Below are 19,386 nucleotides of genomic sequence, written 5' to 3' on the forward strand. Positions count from 1 at the left end.
ATGGGTGGGATGAGTTAGAGGCCCAGGTAGCTGGTCATGCCTTCGACGGCAAGCTTGGCGCCGGCCACGGCATGGACCACGGTGAGCGGACCGTTGACCACGTCCCCGGCGGCAAAGACACCCGGCACGGTGGTCATACCGCACTCATCGACCGAAAGAAGACCGCGATGGTCGGTCTCCAGACCACCCGTTGTAAGCACGAGCTTGTCTTTGGGCACCTGCGAAGCCGCAATCACAACCGTGTCGGCGGGCACATGGTCAAGCTCTTCCTCGTAGCCCACCACGTTGTTGTCCTCGTCAAAGATAGCGGTCTCGAACACCGGACCGTTATCGTCGATGGCGCAGATTGCCTTGCCGCACACGATCTCGGCACCGTCGAGCTCGGTCAGCTCGACCTCGTCATCGATAGCCGAGATATGGCGCGAACGAGCATACACGGTAACCTTGCGAGCGCCCGAGCGCAGGGCCGTGCGGGCGACATCCATGGCCACGTTGCCGGCGCCGATGACTGCCACGTTCTGCCCGATCGCCACACTCGTGGGATCGACCAGGTAATCGATACCAAACAGCACGTTGCCACGCGACTCGCCGGGAATACCCAGCTTGCGGGCGCGCCAGGTACCGGTACCCACAAAGACCGCATCGTAGCCGTCGCGCAGCAGATCGTCGATATGCAGCGCGCCGCCGATGGTGGTCGAGGGGCGAACGCGCACGCCGAGCGAGCACATCACGTGACGGTACTTTTGCACCAGCGAACGCGGCAGGCGGAATTCGGGGATACCGTACTCCAGCACACCGCCGATCTCGGGGCGCTGCTCAAACACCGTAACGGCACAGCCCAGCTGGGCCATCTTAATGGCTACGGTAATGCCGGCAGGACCGGAGCCGACCACGGCAATCTGCTTGCCGCACGACGGCGCGGGCTTCCACTCCTTGCGGTCCAAATACGCGGTCGAGATATAGTTCTCGATGCTCGAGAAATGCACCGGCGTGCCCTTGCGGCCCTGGATGCACGAGCCCTCGCACTGGCCCGAATGGTTGCAGACCATGGAGCAGACCGCGCTCATGGGATTGTTCTGGAACAGCAGCTCGCCCGCCTCTTCCAGACGACGCTGCTTAAACAGGTCGATAACCTGCGGAATAGGCGTCTGAACCGGGCAGCCCTTAATCTGGCAGAACGCCCTTTTGCAACCTAGGCAACGATTTGCCTCTTCGACAATGTGGATAGCCACGCAACTCCCCTTTTTGATGTAATCCGATAGGGCGACGATAAAGACCCTTCATCGTCGCCCCCAGTCAGGCAAACTCAATTGGCCGCCATGGCAAAAGCCAATGCTATATCTCGCGATGTGAAGCCCCGCAACAAGCAGACATGCGCTCGAGTGTCGTCAGGCAGCCGGCCGCTGTCGCCGGCACGCTGTTCTCGACCACGCAGGGAATCCCCGGGCAAGCGGCAGCGGCCCAGGCCACCACGGGCTCAAAGTCATATCGTCCCGTCTCGCCCACACCGCGACACACCAGGCGCGAACCCGTACCGTCGCACCAACCGGCCTCGTCCTCGTTGTCAACGACCTCAAAATCCTTGGCGTGCAGCACGCGGATCTTGCTGCCGCATAAGTAGAGCATACGCGCTGTGATTTCGGACGCCTCGCCAACAACACTGGGGTGCAGCAACGACACCGGGTCGTAGATTACACCGAGCGCCGGGCTCGAGACGCGCTCCAGCACCTCACGGCAGCGATCTGGCGTGTTGACCGTCTCGTTCCAGCCGGGCTCAATCAGAATTTGCCCACCCACGGCCTCGGCACGCTCACAGACGTGCGCGAGTCCGTCCATGAAAGCATCGAGTGCCTCGTCGGTCATGCGATCGTCTGCGACGCGGTTCTGCGCGTTGGGACGGCCGGTCTCGGTGCCAACAGGGCATCCGCCGAGCATCTGGGCAAAGTTCAAGCACGCCTCGTACTCGGCAAAGTTATCCATGAGCTGTTGGCGGTCGGGCGTCGCCAGGTTCTTGTAGCAGCCAAGCACCGCCACCGTAATGCCCGCTTCGTCGAGCACCGCACGCAAGTGATCGGCAAGCTCGCGAGTCAGGCCGCCCCGATCGATGCCCATCGATGCGTAGAGCACCTTGCTCGGCAGCTGAATGCACGAAAAGCCCAGCTCTCCTGCCATGCGAATGCGCTCCTCGACGGTTCCCTGCGGAAGGTCGTGCAAACGTACGCCCGGAGTAATGGCCCCCACGCTATTCACATCCCTTACGAGCGTTGATGCCCGGGGTGTATCCGCCAAACGGGTCTTCGATGGAGCACACACCCGAGGGGGCGAGCGGGTCGCGCTTGCCGGCCAGCTTGTCGTGGTGCATGGTCTCGATATAGGCGAGCACCAGCGGGGCCACGCCCTTCGCGTCGTTTTTGACGACGGGCTCGCTCATGTAGTAGCCAAACGTGCCCTCGCGGTGTGCGGTGTTGCCAAGACCCGCAACCAGGCAGATGTTGTCGAGCGCGAGCTGCCCGTCATGCTCGGACAGGCATGTGTCGCAGATGCCGTCGAAGGCGCGGCGGCCGTACTGGTAGTAGCGCTCGCCCAGCACGCCCAGGCGCACGCCCTTCATGATGGCGTTGGCAAAGATGGCGCTGCCCGACTCCTCCAGATAGTTGGGGGCGATATTGGGCAGGTTGATGACCTGGTGCCACATGCCGGTCTTCTCGTCCTGATACGGCAGCATGGCGTCGATCAGGTCGTGGAACATCTTGCGGATCTCGTCCTTCTCGGCCGACATCGAGGGCGGCATGAGCTCCCAGGTATCGATGAGCGCCATGGCGAACCAGCCCTCGGCGCGCAGCCAGAAGTTGGCCGAAAGGCCGGTGACGGGATCGCACCAGAACTGCTTGCGGCTCGCGTCGTAGGCGTGATAGTACAGGCCGTTGAGGGGGTTGCGCATCAAATCGTGCACCACTTGGAACATATGGAAGCTATCCGAGCAGGCACGGCGGTTGTGGAAGCTCAGCTCGTACTGCATGTAGAACGGCTGCGCCATGTACATGCCGTCGAGCCAGATCTGGTTGGGGTAGACGGCCTTGTGCCAAAACACACCCTCTTTGGTACGCGGCTGGGTTTCGAGCTGACGATAGATGGTATCCATGGCGGCACGGTACTTGGGCTTGCCCACCAGGTCATAGAGTTTGTAGAGGGTTTTGCCCGCGTTGACGTTGTCGAGGTTGTACTCCTGGGGATCGTAATGCTTGATGGTGCCGTCATCCTGGACAAAGAAGTCGATATAGTCGTCGGCGAAGGTCAGGTAACGCTGCTCGCCGGTGATCTCGTACAGCTCGATGAGTGCCTTGATCATGCAGCCGTCAATGTAATTCCAGGTGTTCTCCTTGCCGGCGCGAAGCTTTTCGATATTCCAGGCCGGCGCCTGAGGCGTAGAGGTCTCGATCAACTGCTCGATATAACGGTCCAGAATCTGATTGCAACCCATTGCTGTCCCCTCTGACGTTATTGATGGGTGAACGTTTCCCCTAGTGTAACGCGAACGGGGATTATAGGGTGAACGTTAACCCTATAATCCCCGTGAACGGCAAACTTTTAACGGCAAACGGCGGTGAGGCCCGCAGCGATGCGATGCGCCAGGCGCTCATAGCCGGCAGGGCTGTAATGCAGACCGTCCGGCATGTAGAGCTCGCGGTGCTCCGGCAAAAACGGGCTGATACCGCTTTGCGCATAGAGGTCGATCACCGGCACCGAGTAGCGGTCGCAAACCTCCAGCATCGCCTGCACATAGGCGTCTTGCGTCAGGCCCAGATGGTTGGCCTCGTTGCTTGCCGGAATATCCTTCTCGTGCTTGCCGCTCGTCTTGCACGGCGTCATAAACACGAGCCTTGACCGGGGCGAGCGCTCCGTGATGGTACGGATCAGGTAATCGAGCGCGCCGTAGAACTCATGCACGTCGGTGCTACCCGGCTCTCCCAGCGGCACGTTGCGGCTAAAGTCGTTGACGCCGCCAAAGACAACGTAGATATCGGCCGCATCGTCGATGCCGTCCAGACGCTCGACAAACGAGTCGTTACGGTCGGCCTTAACGGCGATGCGCGAGCCCTTGATGCCGTAGTTCTCGACGATGGCACCGCCCAGTAGCGCGCCCAGATGCGCAGTCCACGAGATTTCGTTGCCTCCCCCACCGCAGCCGTTATCGCCCCAGGTGGTCGAGTCGCCAAAAGCGCAGATGGTGGATTCGTTCAGACGTTTGATGTCCATGTTGTTCTCCCTAGACGCTGCCGCGGCAGCGTTGTTGTCGGTCTGTTGTCTATGCGCAAGTCCCGTCTCCTGCACCCCCGTCAACAAGAACGTGCGCATCGAGCCACGCAATGTCATCTGCAAGGTGCGTGACGCCCAGATGGTGTCCGCCCGGGCAAACCTCGTGCGAGAGGTTGTCGGCCTTACCCAGCAGCGCGTAGGCGTCGCGGACGATATCGAGCTGCTCGTCTACGTTCGCAAGTCCGCGGGCGCCGTTGAGATGGTCTTTCTCGCAGCTTTGAACCAAGAGCGGACGCGGCGCGATCAACGAGGCGATGTCCCCCATATCGAGCAGGCGCCAAAGCCCCGGCACATAATTGCAGCTGCAGTTTCCGTTGAGATGCAGCAGTGAGTCGTCGACGCCATACAGATAGCCCGAGACAAACGCCTTGCGCACGCGTGGGTCGAGCGCAGCCAGATAGAGCGTCATGTACCCGCCGCCCGAGAAGCCAAAGCAGCCCAAGTCGTTCATGGCGATGTCGCCGCGTGTCTCGAGATAGTCGATCAGGCGCATGTTGTCCCAAGCGTTTAGGCCGGCAACCGTCAGGCCCAGCGGCTCGGCCATACGCGCCTGGTTAAGGCAGGTGCCGCGCAGGTAGCTCGTCTCATCGTCACCCTGGCCCTTCCAATCGCGGCGATGCCCCCAACCGCGGGCATCGGGGCAGACGGTCACATAGCCCATCTGCGCCAGGCGCAGGCCGTAGTCATAGTTGAACTTGCGCACGGCGTCATCGACCGCCGGCACGCCCATAACGCCCGCGACGCTCGCCGCGCCCGCGCCCTGATGGCCGTGCGGGCAGATATAGCACCGCTTGCGCCCGTTTTCGTTGCACTTGGGCCCGGCGGGCTCCAGCAGGTACAGCGGCATCCAAACATCGGTCTCAACGCGCAAGAGCATATGGGTGCGCACGATATCCCCAGCCACACGCACCCGCTCGAGCTCGCGCACGTCGGGCGCCACGCGCTCCATGAGCGAAAGGCCTAAGACATCGTGGAGGCGTGTGCGGGTCGTGCGCTCCCACGCCTTAAAGTCGGCAGATGTCGCGCCCGCAAACGCGGCAGAACGGCCCTCTTTCTTGAGCCGCTCGCGCAACGCGGGCTCGTCCTCGTAGTAGTGCTCGATATGCACCGTTCGGCCACCGTCCGCAAGCCGGGCGGTTTCGACGGCATCGTCTGACCCACCCTGAGGGTCCCATCCGTCCTCGCCACCCAACACGAGCGCGCGGCTATAGCGCGCGGCACCGGAAGGATCGAGTTTGTGGGCCCAAGCAGCCCAGCCATCGGCGCTGCCGGCGGGTCCATGCAGCCGAGCGCCGGCATACAGCGCCCGGTCGTGCGCGGCCGGTTTATCCCAGTCCCACCAGCCCTCGGTCTTGATATGTGAGCCCAGCCAGCAGTCGATCATCACGGTCTGGGCCCACTCGCGCCAAGGACGGCCCAGATAAACCGAGCCGGACGCCACATCGTCCGACGCCGTGAAGGAGCAACCGTGAAACACAAAGCCATAGGGCTCGCCCTGGGGCGTCGAGGCCGCTGTAACGTAGCCATTCACATCCAGGGAGCGGTTGAGCGAACGGATCTCGCAGCCCTCAAAATAGGCTCGCGCACCACCAAAGATAACGTCGACGTCGCCGGCAATGAGGCAGCGGCGGTAGTACTGCCGCCCCACGCGGCGCGGGGCGAACTGCTTGGGGCCTATAAAGCCGCCCGGCTTGGCCTCGCGCGGCGGCAGCGGCCCCAAAAAGAGCGTGTCCTGGTGTCCCTTAATGCAGCAGACATCGACAACCAGGCGGTCACCATCGGCATACAGGGCAATCGCCTGGCCGACCTCGCGCCCATCACCGGCGTTGTTTTCGATTGTTAGACCCGCAAGCGTCACGTCGTCGGCATCGACCAGCACCGTGTACGTACGGAAGGTGCCGAGTCTTCCATCCTGGCAGCTACCATCTTCCGAAGGCATCTTGGCACCCAGGCCTCCCACGATACGCACGCTGTCGGCCGTCTCGCCCTCGAGCGTCACATGCGGACGACGAATTTCGACCCGTTCGCGGTACTCACCCGGCGCCACCAGCACGCGCACCGGCACGGTCGCATCGGGCACACACCGCTCCGCCGCCTCGAGCGCCGCCGAAATGCTGCGATACGCGCCTTCGCGTTCGAGCGATACCTCAAAGAGCTGTTCTTTACCACTCATCTGTCATTACGCTTTCTGTCACAGAACACCCACCGTGCAATACCGGCACCTATAGATTGCGTGCGACAGCCGGGCAGACCCGACCGTCGCACGCCTCAACATGCCGTATTCACTTGTGCAGGAGCACTACCCTACGCGCGGATAACCTTGTCGACGTTTTGCAGCTGCAGCTCGTCGCCATCCTGACCCTCGATGCGCACGTTCTGCAGGTCGAGGACTTTCACGTTCTGCGCGATGATGCCCTGGCGCACCATGGGCTCCACGCCGCAGGCCATGGCCGGCACAAAGGGCTCGGCATCGGCGGCAAAGGTCACATGGACATCCTGGAACGTCAGGCGCGTCACCTTGCTCTCGGGAAGGCCCGTGATATAGGCCGCGGCCGCATGGCAGTTGGTGGCCTCGATATCGCAAAACGTCGTGGCGCCAAAGCCGGGCGTACGGTCGTCGACGGGCAGCGCCTCGCGAGACTGAACGTAGTCGGTCTTACCGTCCTTGTCGCAGAAGTAGAACGAGTTGACCACGAAGGGCGTGAGCACCTTATCCATGCGAATGTGCTCGAAGGTGATGCCCTCGTTGACGGCGTCCTTGCCGCGTCCGCGGCGTGTCTTGACGCGCAGGCCGCGGTCGGTGCGCTCAAAGAGGCACTTGCTCACGGTGAGGTCCTTGATGCCGCCGGCGGCCTCGGATCCCAGCACCACGGCGCCGTGGCCGTCGTGCATGTAGCAGTGCGAGATCAGCACGTCGTGCGTGGCGGGACGGAGCTCGGGTTCAATGCCCAGTTTGCCGCTCTTGATGGCGATGCAGTCGTCGCCCACCGAGAACTGACATCCAAGGATGCGGACAAAACCGCAGCTCTCGGGATCGAAACCGTCGGTGTTGTGGGAGTTCTTGGGACCCTCGATGGACAGGCACAGGGCATCGACGTGCTCGCACAGAATGGGATGGATATTCCACGCCGGGCTGTTGCGCACGGTAAAGCCGGCAAGACTCACGTTTTCGCACTCGGACAGGAAGATCATGCGCGGGCGGGCGACCTCGCGGCCCTCCTCGGGACGGAAGATGTTCTTAAAGTCCTTGTTCCACCAGTTGTCCTCGGCAAAATCGGTCTGGCCGTCGATGGCGCCGCGGCCATAGATGCACACGTCGTGCACGCTCAGGCCCGTAAAGGTCGAACAGTAGGTCGAAAAGCTCTCGCCTTCCCAGCGGCCCAGGGGCAGCATGTCGGTGCCGGCATACCCGGCGCCCTCGTCGCCCGTGACCGTGCCCGGAATGTAGGCAAGCGCCGCGCGGTCGTGACGGGCCAGCAGCACCGCGCCCTCGGCAAGCTCGATGTTGATATTGCTCTTAAGGAAGAGGGACTTGATGCGGTAGTTGCCGGCGGGGATCAGCACGCGCCCGCCCTTGGGGCAGGCCATGATGGCAGCCTGAATGTTGGTGGTGTCATCGTGCTCGGCATCGCCCTTGGCTCCGCAGTCGCGAACGTTGATGGTAAAGGGCTCCGCCGGCGTGGTGACGCCTACGCTCAACTCGCGCTCGCCGCAGACAAAGCGGATCAGGTTGCGCTTGCCGGGGGTCAGGCCATCGACATAGGTCTCGACCGTATTCGTGGTACCGGCGGGCTCATCGTTGACAAAGATCTCCCACGTATCGGCACAGGTAAAGTAGCCGCCATCGTCGAGCTCGATAACAGCCGCGCGGGCATTGCGCCAGATAACGTTCGTCTCCATGGGTCTCTCCCTCAAATGTAATCAGAAGTTCATACTACTCGTTTTTAAAAAAGGGCCGTACCCGCCGGTGGATCTCCGGTGGCACGGCCCTGTGGTTTGGACGATGCGCCTGCCCTACTCGGCGGGAATTACGCTGCCGTCCTGGAAGCCAACATTGTTGTGGGCGAAGCAGTCCTCGTACTTAAAGCCGGAGAGCTCCTCGCAAAGCGCCTTGACCTCGGGCTTGACGTCGGCCATCTTGCCACCCTCCTTGACACGGTGGATCTCGTCGCAAAGGATGTCGCACTGCTCCTTGTCAATCTTGATGCCGCGGGCAAGGACGGCCGCGAGCAGGAAGAAGCCGGCGCAGCCGATGAGCATGTAGCCGCAGATGTACAGAGGCACGGTGGCGGGCTGGGTCACGGCGTCGCTGTTGCCGGCGGTCTGAATGAAGCCGGAGGCAGCAAGGACGATAGCCCATACGTTGACGGCAACAGCCTGGGCGATCTGCTGGCAGAGCTGCTGTGCGGAGCTGTAGATGCCCTCGCGACGACGCAGGGTGATGAGCTCATCGACATCGGGGATGTAGTTGAGCAGAACATCGGGCAGATACTGGAAGCCAACGTAGAAGAACTTCCAGATGGCGAAGATGATGGGGTAGGCGATCATGGCGATGGCGACCGTGGAGGTGCCGTTAATCTGACCAAAGGCGAAGTAGTTGTAGGCGATGATGCACGCCGCAACCGACGTTTGCCAGGTACCAAGACTTGTGGAAGCCCTTCTTGGCCATGAGGGCAACCCAGATGGCGGTGCAGACGATAGCGACAACCTTGCCGGGCATCTCCATCACGGACTCGTAGGACTTAGGAATCTGCAGACAGTAGACGATGAAGAAGGACAGGCACGCAGACCAGCAGGCAGCGGCGAGCTTCGTGGAGACCTGCGCATACAGGACCTTGCGGAAGGACTTGTTGCGGAAGGTAGAGATAACGTCGATGAAAAACTTCTTGATACCCTCGCCGACGCTCTCGATCTTCTCCTGAGCGACCTCCTCGGGGGTGTGCTCCCACGTGGACAGGTACACGCACAGCAGCGAGATTGCCATGACCGAAGCGTTAATCGTAGCAATAATGAAGTAGCTGAACGGGTTGGTCTCGCCGAAGGTGCCAAAGCCAAAGCCGACGAGTGCTGCCATCAGGAAGCCGGCGGCGTTACCAAAGAGGTGCTTGTAGCCGGTGAGGTACGTACGCTCCTTGAAGTCATCGGTCATCTCGATGGTAAGCGGCGACAGGTTGGCGGTGCAGAACGTGTACGCGACGTTGTAGATCAGGTACAACACAAAGTAGTACGGGAAACCAAACGGCGTAGCCACAAAGATGAGCGGCTCGGCGACCATCATCGGGATAGCCAGCAAAATCCAGAAACGGCGGCGGCCAAAGATGCGGCCGATCTTGGTAGCGTAGAAGTTATCGGCCACAAAGCCCATGAGCGGGCACAGAATGGCGTTGAGATAGATGGCGAACGAGCTGATCAGCGCAGCCTCGCCTGCGGACAGACCGCACTCCGTGGACAGGAACAGCACCATGTAGCTGTGCGTAAAGCTCAGGGCACCGGAGTTGAGCATGCCGCCCATACCAAAGCCCAAGCGCGTCCAGAATGTGATCTTGCGCTTTTTACCGATCTTGTTAGTCATCGAGCTCCCTCTCTTTTCTCGATTGTCTTGTAACAAGACATTGGAGTCCATACCGATGTCTGTCTGCATATCGCCCACTCGTAGGGTGAACGTTTAGCTAGATTATGCGCGATTGCGTATGATAGGTGAACGTTCACTTGTATATTATCCTTGAACGGTCGTTTTTTGCCGTTAAACGGACATCTGACTTGAAAAAAATCACGATTACATGGGTATTGAGTGGGTTTAAATTTGAGGTCGATTAGGTGAACGTTTATTGTTTTCGCCGCTCCCGTACCCTCAGGAAGACACGCCCGAACAGACAGAACAAACATGGCCCCGCCGGGAACACTCCCGACGGGGCCATGGTCAATAGCGCCCTATGCGAACCCATTTACCGCTACAGGCAGACGCCGTCCTTCCAGATGCTGATCTCGTGACAGCCGCGGCGCTCGGCACTCGTAAGCTTGCCGCTCGCCGTCTCTAGCACCAGCTGGTACAGGTCGTGGGCAGCCTCGTCGAGCGTACGCTCGCCCGTGGCGACCACGCCGGCGTTAAAGTCCATCCAGTTGGCCTTGTGGTCGCACAGACGCTGGTTGGTGAACACCTTGAGTGTAGGCGCCGGTGCGCCAAACGGCGTGCCGCGGCCGGTCGAGAACAGGATTACGTGGCAGCCGGCAGCCGTCAGGGCCGTGGTGGATACCATGTCGTTACCCGGGCCGCACAGCATGTTCAGGCCATGCTTGGTAGCCTGACCGGCATACGGCAGCACGTCGACGATGGGGGCAGATCCGCCCTTTTGCACGCAGCCGCAGCTCTTGTCCTCGAGCGTGGTAATGCCGCCATCCTTGTTGCCGGGGCTCGGGTTCTCATAGACGACCTCGCCGTGGCTGATAAAGTAGTCCTTAAAGCCGTTGAGCATGTCGGCAGCTGCGTTAAAGACGTCCTGGCTCTCACAGCGATCGAGCAGAATGCTCTCCGCGCCAAACATCTCGGGAACCTCGGTGAGCACCGACGTGCCGCCGCGGGCGACAACCATATCGCTCACGCGACCGATCGTGGGGTTGGCGGTAATGCCCGAAAGACCGTCAGAGCCGCCGCACTTAAGGCCAATGACCAGCTCGGAGGCAGGAATGGGCTCACGCTTGGCCTGCTTGGCCAGGTCGGCAAGCTCGGACAGGATCTTGTGACCCTCGACCTGCTCGTCGGCTACATCCTGGCAGGCGAGGAATCGAACGCGCTCGCGATCGAAGTCACCGAGCTCGTCGAGTACCTGCTGGTGCGTGCAGTTTTCGCAACCGAGGGACAGGAACAGCACACCCGCAGCGTTTGCGTGACGCGAGAGCGCCACCAGCAGACGGCGCGTCTGGGCATGGTCGGCACCGGTCTGCGAGCAGCCAAAGGGATGCGGGAAGTAGTAAACGCCCTCCAGCGAGCCCTCGACCAGATCCTGAGCCTGCTCGCACATGGCACGTGCGACCTCGTTGACGCAGCCGACCGTGGGAATGATCAACAGCTCGTTGCGCGTGGCGGCGCGGCCGTCAGCGCGGCGGAAGCCCATAAAGGTCTCGGGCTCAACCAGTTCAACGACCGGATGCGTCGGGTTGTAAGCGTACTCGACCTCGCCCGAAAGGTTGGTCTTGACGTTATGCGTATGAAGCCACTGACCGGGCTGGATGTCGCCCGTCACGTGACCGATAGGAAGACCGTACTTGACGACGTCTTCCCCCGCCGCAATGGCACGCACGGCCATCTTGTGGCCCTGCGGAATATCCTCCGCGGCAACGACCTCGCCCACCCCGGGAACCGCGACGGCGGTGCCCTTGGCAAGCGGCGACAGCGCGACGATCACGTTATCGGCCGGATTGATCTGGATAGTGTTCATTACAAATGGTCCTAACCCTACAGGTTGAGCAGAAGTCAGCGGGCGCCCGCCAGTTGCCCGGCGCGCGCACAGAAGGATTTAGGCCTGGGCGATGGCGAAGGCCTGCTTGGCGCCCTCGGCGCGCACAACGGCAAGCGCGTTGACGACAAACTCCTCAAGGCCGGCGATCTGCGTAAGGTCCTCGCCCCACATCTGCTCGTTGCTGAGCACGTCGTGCACCAGCTCGGCATCGTCTGCACCGGCGTGGGCGGCGTAGAAGTCGAGCACGAAGGCATCGTCCTGAGCGGTGTACTCGGTGCCGTCGGCGCGGCGCAGGTGCAGGCCGTCACCCTCGCGAGCAACGAGCTCCTGCGTATAGAAGGCAATGAGCGTAGCGAGGCTCGTCGCCAGGCACTTGGGCAGGTTGCCGGTCTCGGCAACATAGTCCTTGAGCGTGGGCAGGTCGCGAGCACGCCATTTGGCGGTTGAGTTGAGGCAAATGGAGAGCAGCGCGTGGTCGATAAACGGGTTGTCGAAGCGGTTCTCGACGGCGGCAGCAAAGGCCTTGCAGTCCTCGACGTCCAGGTCGGCGGCAAGCGTCGGGATGACCTCGTCGTAGAGCATGGTGTTCATGAAGCCACGGACGGTCTCGTCGTGCATGCAATCGCGCACGATGTCAAAGCCGGCAACCCAGGAGCCCGGAACAAAGGCGGTGTGGGCGCCGTTGAGGATGCGGACCTTGCGCTTCTTGTACGGGGTGACATCGGGGGTCACAAAGACACCCGGCAGGCCGGCCTTCACGAAGGGAAGCTTCTCGGCAAGCGACTCGTCGCCCTGGATGCCCCACATCTGGAAGGGCTCGCGCACGGCCAGGAAGGGATCCTCGTAGCCCAGGCGTTCGGCCACGGCAGCGACCTCCTTGGGGTCGCGGATGCGGCCGGGGACGATAGTGTCGACGAGCGTGGTGCAGACGGTGCAGTCGTTGGCCATCCACTGCGCAAACTCGTCCTCCCAGCCCCAGTCGCTCACGTACTGGTTCATGATGCGCAGCAGCTCCTCGCCATTATGGTCGATGAGCTCGCAGGCGAGCACGATGACGCCCGGCTTGCCGGCGGCCCAGCGGGTGTGGAGCACCTGGGCAAGCTTGGCGGGGAAGCTCGCGGGCGGCATGTCGTCGGCCTTGCAAGACGGATCGTAGGCAATGCCGGCCTCGGTGGTGTTGGAGACGATAATCTCCAAATCGTCGGAGACGGCGACCTCCATCATGGCGCGGTAGTCGTCCTCGCGATACGGATTGAGGCAGCGGCTGCAGGCGCTGATCACACGAGACTCGTCGACCGTGTTGCCGTTCTCCTTGCCGCGCACCAGCACGGTGTACAGGTCGTCCTGGGCATTGATGCCATCGGCAAAGCCAAAGGCGCCACTGATGGGCTGCACCATGACAACCTTGCCGTTCCAGCCGCTTGCCTCGTTGCCCATGTCAAAGAAGCGGTCGACAAAGGCGCGCAGGAAATTGCCCTCGCCAAACTGCAAAACCTTCTCGGGCGCGTCCTTGGGCAGCAGGTAGCCCTTGTAGCCGATCTTCTCGAGCGTCTCGTAGCTGATGTTCTCCATCTATGTCTCTCCTTAGATAGCCGTTAGCGTGCAGGCAAAACGGGGGCGCCGCGTGTGGCAACGGCGCTCCCGAGTTCGGTGTGATTCGATGCGGGTTTAGGCCTCGACGGTATCCAGGTCAAAGCCAAAGTAGCGGACCGCGTTGTTGTAGCTGATGTCGCGCACGATGGCTCCCAGCAGCTCCATGTCGGCCGGATACTTGCCCTGCTCGACCCACTCGCCGATCACGCCGCACAGCACGCGACGGAAGTACTCGTGACGCGGGTAGGACAGGAAGGAGCGGGAATCGGTAAGCATGCCCACAAAGTTGCCCAGCACGCCCTCGTTAGCCAGAGCCGTGAGCTGCTCGCGCATACCGATCTCGTTGTCGTTGAACCACCAGGCAGAGCCGTTCTGGATCTTACCGGCGGTCGGAGCCTCCTGGAAGCAGCCCATCACGGTATCGATCATGGTGTTGTCGATGGGGTTCAGGCTGTACAGAATGGTCTTGGGCAGACCCGTGGCCTCCTGGATGGAGTTGAGGAAATCGGCCAGCTGGTCGGACGGCGTGTAGTTGGAGATGCAGTCGTAGCCGGTATCGGGACCGAGCTTGGCGAACATAGCGCGGTTGTTGTCACGCTTGCAGCCAAAGTGCAGCTGCATGGCCCAGCCAAGGCGGACATACTCGCCGGCGACGAACTGCATAAAGGCCGTCTTGTACTTGAGGACCTCGTCCTCGGTAAGCGGCTCGGCGGCAAGGCCCTTGGCAAAGATGGCCTCGATCTCGTCGGCGGTAGCCGGAGCGTACATAACGTAGTCGAGCGCGTGGTCGGAAGCGCGGCAGCCCAGCTCATGGGCGACGTCGTAGCGCTTGGAGATGGCGGCCTTCATGCCCTCGAAGTCGCTGATCTCAATGCCGGCAACCTCGGAGAGATGCTTGCAGTAGTCGGCGAACTCCTGGCCACGCTCGATGCGCAGGGCGGCATCGGGGCGCATGGCGGGAACGACCTGAACGTCAAAACTGTCGTCGGCGGCAATCTTCTTGTGCCACTCAAAGCTGTCGGCGGGGTCGTCGGTAGTGCAAATCATGCGGACGTTGGACTGCTTGATGAGGTTGCGGCAGGTAAAGCTGGCCTCGGCGAGCTTGGCGTTGGCAAGGTCCCAGACCTCCTGAGCGGTTTTGCCGTTCAGGACGCCCTCGTAGCCAAAGTAACGCTTAAGCTCCAGGTGGCTCCACTCAAAGACGGGGTTGCCCACGCAACGGCCCAGGGTCTCGGCCCACTTCTGAAACTTCTCGCGAGCAGGGGCATCGCCGGTAATGAAGCGCTCGTCGACGCCGTTGGCACGCATCAGGCGCCACTTGTAGTGGTCACCGCCCAGCCAAACCTCGGTGATGTTCTCAAAACGCTTGTCGTCCCAGATCTCCTTGGGAGAAATGTGGCAGTGGTAGTCGACGATGGGCATGCCCTCGGCAAAGTTGTGGAACAGCTCCTCGCCGGTCTTGGTGCTCAGCAGGAAATCCTGATCGTCCATGAAGTTTTTCATCAAACAACCCCTTTGTTGGCGGAGCGGGCGCACGATGCGCTCGTTATCCTCTAGGTGAACGTTCACTATACTAATTCATTGCGACTTAAAAGGTGAACGTTCACCTAACCACCATGGGGTGAACGGTCGATTTTGTCCGTTCAACGGTTGTTGGAGCCGTGACACGCATGCATTGCGGATGGACTAACGTCCCCGAACACCGAACCTGGGCGTTTTTGCTCAGGTGGGTCATGTCTCGGCGTACATTTTTGGGAATATTCAGCATCGGGGCGTACTGCGCACCGTCCTCGACGCCCTATTTGATGCGCATATCGCGCCCGATCGGCATAAAAAAGTGCCTCCGATGGCGATTTACGCCATCGGAGGCACTTAAAACAGTCGTTCTGAGCCTCTTTCGGAACACGCCATTGCTGAATACTCCAAAAAATGCACGTCGCAAGAGGGGGTACCTGACCAAACGGCTAAATTCCCGCAAGCTCGCAGTAGCGGTCGACGTTGCTGGCAAACACCATCTCCACAGCACCCTTCTGCACGGGCTCCGCCGGAGTTTTACCCCACAGCAAATACTCGCCCAAGGTCTTGGCACCACGGTAGGCCAAGCTCACCGGGTCCTTATAGACGATATTGGTAAAAATGCCACGGCGTAAGGCCAGGGCGCTCTCGGGGAACAGGTCGTTGCCGATCACCATGACCTTGCCGGCCTTGCCGCTCGAAACAAGCGCGTCAGCGACCACCTCGGAACCAACGGCAAAAACGCTACAGATGAGCTCGGGAGCATCCGGCGCACTCAAGCGCTGCTCAAGCTCGCGCTCGAGCTGTTTGACTTGCGCATGGGCACCGGCAAGGTCCTCAACCCGCCATGGAATATCGTGCTCGCGCAGGTAATTATGAAAGGCGCGGGCGGTCAGATAGTGCGAGTCGGTATAAGGGTCGCCCGCCAACAGGAGCACGCGGGCGTCAGCCCCAGAAGCGTGGACCAGGTTAGCCGCCTGCTCTGCCATAAGACTGCCCGCCGCGGAATAGTCCGCCAGACTGGCACCCAGGCGATCGAGGTGCGGTCGGTCGCCGTCGACGAGCTCGATCGCCACACCCGCCTCGGCAATCTGCCTCAAGAGTTCGGTTGCACGGTCATCGCCCGGAACATAGGCAAGCAGACCGTCAATCTTCTCGCCTACCTGCAGACGCTCATCAATCTGCTCGAGCGCATCGGCGTAGCCGCCCACGCCAAATTCTACGCGCTCAACCGTAATGCCCTGATCGATGACCTCCTGCTCAAAGCGGTTGCAGCCTTCCCAAAGGTAACGGAAAAAGTACGCCCCCTCGCGCGATGCGCGGGGCAGGCAAAACACCAGGTTGATATCCTTGCGCCGCAGGCTTGAGGCACTTGTGTTGCGATGGTAGCCCATGGCCTCGGCCTTGGCATTCACCTTGGCACGCACGGATTCGCTCACGCCGGCCTTGCCCGTCAGGGCCTTATGCACGGTATTGATGGAAACGCCAAGCTCGGCGGCTATGTCCTTCATGGTTACGCGAGCGCTCATGGGGTTACTCCGTTATAGATAAGTTGCCAATTAACAGTACAGGTAACGATACCCCAAAATCACTCTTCAACTCGCCGCGCTCTCCCCCAAATGTGCAAAGCGCCCCGCGAACGGATGCTCGCGGGACGCTTGGGTGCCTGGACCTTTATTTGATACCGCGGCCCAAGTCTTCGGCGATTTTGTCTACGCCCTTAAGTGCGGCGCAGGTCTTTTTGTTGGAGCAATGTCCTGTGCAAACGCCACCTTGAGCGCAGTCGGCGCAGGTGCCCTTGCGATAAATGCGCACGCACACGGCGACAAACGCAATGCCGATAACAGCCAGTACAACAATATCGATAGGTGCCATAGCAAGCCTCCTCTAGTTAACCACCACTTACTTTACCCCATTCTCCACCTGCCAAAAAGGGACAGGTATATTTTGGTCGGTTTTATCTGCGGAAACGCCACATCTCCCTCACCAAAAAGCCCGAGTGTCGCTGGGACACCCGGGCTCGTGGAAAGGGGCTAATCCTTATTCGGACTTAAGCGGAAACTGCGGCGGAAGCAGTGTTGGTCTCGTCCTCGTCGGTCCATGCATGCTTGGGCATGGGACGGAAGATCTGGAAGAGCATCGCAACCAGCAGCACGATGGCTACAATCGTCCAAATACCAAACTGGCCCAACACAAACAGGTTGTAGAACTGGTTGATGAACAGGCCGATCACCCAAGCGAAGGCGCACTCGTAGCCGATGGCAATCGCGGTCCACTTGCCGGAGTCCATCTGGTTGCGGATAGTGCCCATGGCGGCAAAGCACGGAGCGCACAGCAGGTTGAAGGCACCAAAGGCCACGCAAGCACCCATGGTGGGGAACATGCCCGCAAACGCGGTCCACAGGCTCGGGTCGGTCTCGCCAGCATCGGCGACGGAGAGCAGCGAGCCGGCGGTAGCGACGACATTCTCCTTAGCCACGAGGCCGGAGACGGTCAGCGCGGTGGCCTGCCAGGTGCTAAAGCCGAGCGGGGCGAAGATCCAAGCGACCAGGTTGCCGAGCATGGCGAGCACGGAGTAATCCATGAACTCCTCGGGGATGCCGTCCATCGCAGGCAGGAAGCCAAAGGAACCGTTGTAGCTGCCAAAGTTGGAGAGGAACCAAACGACGACGGTGGACGCGAAGATGACCGTACCGGCCTTCTTGATAAAGGCCCAGCAGCGCTCCCACACGTGCAGCGCCCAAGAACGGATCGCCGGGAAGTGGTAGGCAGGAAGCTCCATAACAAACGGCGTCGGGCGACCGGCGAAGAGCTTGGTCTTCTTGAGCATGAGGCCCGAAGCAATGACGGCAAAGACGCCCAGGAAGTAGAAGAGCGGGCTGATCCACGCGGCGGTGGTGGAAGAATCGCCGATGATGGAACCCATGAGCAGGGCAATGATCGGCAGCTTAGCGCCACAGGGAATAAACGTGGTGGTCATGACCGTCATACGGCGGTCCTTCTCGTTCTCGATGGTCTTGGTGGCCATGACGCCGGGGACGCCGCAACCCGAGGACACGAGCATCGGGATGAACGACTTACCGGACAGGCCAAAGCGGCGGAACACGCGGTCCATGATGAAGGCGACGCGCGCCATGTAGCCGCAGTCCTCCAGGAAAGACAGCATCACAAAGAGCAGGAACATCTGCGGCACAAAGCCAAAGATGGCGCCCAGGCCGCCGACGATACCATCGCAGACCAGCGAATCGACCAGGCCACCGTCCTCGGTGCCGCCCGCCACGAGGGCGTCGTGCACCACGGTGGTGATACCCGGGACATAGGGGCCGTACTCCGCCGGGTCAATCGAATCGGCAGCGTCCTCACCCACAGCCTCGACAGCCGCATCATACGCATCGCGACCCTGACCGAGCACGTACCAACCGTCGGTGCCGAAGAGCTGGTCGTTGGTGAAGTCGGTCACCGTGCCGCCCAGGGTAGAAACGGCGATGTAGTACACGCAGAACATGATGACCACAAAGATCGGCAGGCCCAGGATACGGTTGGTAACCACGCGGTCGATCTTCTCGGAGGTGCTCATCTTGGCAGGAGCCTTGGTCATGCACTCGTCGATGATGTGGGCAATGACGCCATAGCGCTCGCCGGTGATGATGGACTCGGCGTCGTCGTCGCAATCCTGCTCGCACTGGGCAACCAGCTGCTCAACGCGAGCGGCCTTCTCCTTGGTGAGGTTGATAAGCTTGCAGGCGTCCGCGTCACGCTCAAACAGCTTGACAGCGTAGTAGCGACGCTTGTTGGCGGGAACGCTCGCCGGCAGGTTGTTCTCGATGTGCGTCAGGACATCCTCAATGGAGGAATCGAACTTGTGCTCCGGCACCTGGCCCTTGGAAGCAGCAGACTTCTTAACCTGCTCGAACAGCTCCTTGATACCCTTGTTCTTAAGGGCCGAGATCATCATGACCGGGCAGCCGAGCTTCTTGGAGAGCCTGTCCGTGTCGATCTTGTCGCCGTTCTTCTCGACCAAGTCGGCCATGTTGAGGGCGACGACCACAGGCAGGCCGGTCTCGATGACCTGAAGCGCCAGGTATAGGTTGCGCTCGAGGTTGGTGGCATCGACAACCTGGACGACCACATCGGGCTCGCCGCTCATGAGGTAGTCGCGCGAGCACTGCTCCTCGGGGCTGTAGGGGGAAAGCGAGTAGATGCCGGGGAGGTCCGTAATCGTGACGTTCTTGTCACTCAGGAGCTTGGCTTCCTTTTTCTCAACCGTGACGCCGGGCCAGTTGCCAACGTAGCCGTTGGCGCCGGTGATCAGGTTGAAAAGCGTGGTCTTGCCGCAGTTGGGGTTACCCGCCAGCGCGACATGGATCTGAGAATCCGCCATTCAATCCTTCTTCCTTGTGTGCCCGCGCTGCTTTCTCCGCACGGGCTGGATAATGTGCTTCAACATTGCAAATTTAAGTTAGAAAAACCTAACTTTATCTGCATAAATAGTTGCCGCGGGCCC

Annotated in this window: 14 protein-coding genes; all 14 read right to left on the minus strand. The window is 60.9% G+C overall.

The window, feature by feature from the left end:
- Nucleotides 1–14 precede the first annotated feature (14 nt).
- On the minus strand, nucleotides 15–1,232 hold the full coding sequence (locus DWX39_RS01125) for an FAD-dependent oxidoreductase (RefSeq protein ID WP_117758211.1): 1,218 nt from the start codon (nucleotides 1,230–1,232) through the stop codon (nucleotides 15–17).
- Between the two features lie 103 nt (nucleotides 1,233–1,335).
- Nucleotides 1,336–2,241, minus strand: coding sequence for a sugar phosphate isomerase/epimerase (locus DWX39_RS01130; protein WP_117758212.1), 906 nt, complete (start codon nucleotides 2,239–2,241; stop codon nucleotides 1,336–1,338).
- Between the two features lies 1 nt (nucleotide 2,242).
- Nucleotides 2,243–3,481 (minus strand): glycoside hydrolase family 105 protein, encoded by a 1,239-nt coding sequence (locus DWX39_RS01135; RefSeq protein ID WP_117758213.1) that lies wholly within the window; start codon nucleotides 3,479–3,481, stop codon nucleotides 2,243–2,245.
- 107 nt (nucleotides 3,482–3,588) lie between these two features.
- Nucleotides 3,589–4,257: an SGNH/GDSL hydrolase family protein gene (locus DWX39_RS01140; RefSeq protein WP_117758214.1), complete on the minus strand. Its 669-nt coding sequence runs from the start codon at nucleotides 4,255–4,257 to the stop codon at nucleotides 3,589–3,591.
- A gap of 49 nt (nucleotides 4,258–4,306) precedes the next feature.
- Nucleotides 4,307–6,490: a pectinesterase family protein gene (locus tag DWX39_RS01145; RefSeq protein WP_117758215.1), complete on the minus strand. Its 2,184-nt coding sequence runs from the start codon at nucleotides 6,488–6,490 to the stop codon at nucleotides 4,307–4,309.
- 131 nt (nucleotides 6,491–6,621) lie between these two features.
- The gene (locus DWX39_RS01150; RefSeq protein WP_117758216.1) at nucleotides 6,622–8,217 is read right to left on the minus strand and encodes a glycoside hydrolase family 28 protein; all 1,596 of its coding nucleotides are present in this window, start codon (nucleotides 8,215–8,217) and stop codon (nucleotides 6,622–6,624) included.
- 114 nt (nucleotides 8,218–8,331) lie between these two features.
- Nucleotides 8,332–8,994 carry an MFS transporter gene (locus DWX39_RS01155; protein ID WP_117758217.1) on the minus strand — a complete coding sequence of 221 codons (663 nt, stop codon included), beginning with the start codon at nucleotides 8,992–8,994 and terminating at the stop codon, nucleotides 8,332–8,334.
- The gene (locus tag DWX39_RS01160) at nucleotides 8,891–9,889 is read right to left on the minus strand and encodes an MFS transporter (RefSeq protein WP_158561599.1); all 999 of its coding nucleotides are present in this window, start codon (nucleotides 9,887–9,889) and stop codon (nucleotides 8,891–8,893) included. The genes DWX39_RS01155 and DWX39_RS01160 overlap by 104 nt, the downstream gene beginning before the upstream one ends.
- A gap of 379 nt (nucleotides 9,890–10,268) precedes the next feature.
- Nucleotides 10,269–11,753 (minus strand): UxaA family hydrolase, encoded by a 1,485-nt coding sequence (locus tag DWX39_RS01165; protein ID WP_117758219.1) that lies wholly within the window; start codon nucleotides 11,751–11,753, stop codon nucleotides 10,269–10,271.
- A 78-nt stretch (nucleotides 11,754–11,831) separates the two neighbouring features.
- A complete protein-coding gene (locus DWX39_RS01170; RefSeq protein WP_117758220.1) occupies nucleotides 11,832–13,346 on the minus strand; it encodes a tagaturonate reductase in 1,515 nt (504 codons plus the stop codon).
- A gap of 96 nt (nucleotides 13,347–13,442) precedes the next feature.
- On the minus strand, nucleotides 13,443–14,870 hold the full coding sequence (gene uxaC / locus DWX39_RS01175; protein ID WP_117758221.1) for a glucuronate isomerase: 1,428 nt from the start codon (nucleotides 14,868–14,870) through the stop codon (nucleotides 13,443–13,445).
- A gap of 461 nt (nucleotides 14,871–15,331) precedes the next feature.
- Nucleotides 15,332–16,411: a LacI family DNA-binding transcriptional regulator gene (locus tag DWX39_RS01180; protein WP_117563666.1), complete on the minus strand. Its 1,080-nt coding sequence runs from the start codon at nucleotides 16,409–16,411 to the stop codon at nucleotides 15,332–15,334.
- 145 nt (nucleotides 16,412–16,556) lie between these two features.
- Nucleotides 16,557–16,757, minus strand: a complete 201-nt coding sequence (locus DWX39_RS01185; RefSeq protein ID WP_035136858.1) for a hypothetical protein — start codon at nucleotides 16,755–16,757, stop codon at nucleotides 16,557–16,559.
- 175 nt (nucleotides 16,758–16,932) lie between these two features.
- Nucleotides 16,933–19,263 (minus strand): ferrous iron transporter B, encoded by a 2,331-nt coding sequence (locus tag DWX39_RS01190; protein ID WP_117758222.1) that lies wholly within the window; start codon nucleotides 19,261–19,263, stop codon nucleotides 16,933–16,935.
- Nucleotides 19,264–19,386: the final 123 nt, after the last annotated feature.

The sequence above is a fragment of the Collinsella sp. AF19-1LB genome (assembly GCF_003459655.1).
GTDB lineage: Bacteria > Actinomycetota > Coriobacteriia > Coriobacteriales > Coriobacteriaceae > Collinsella.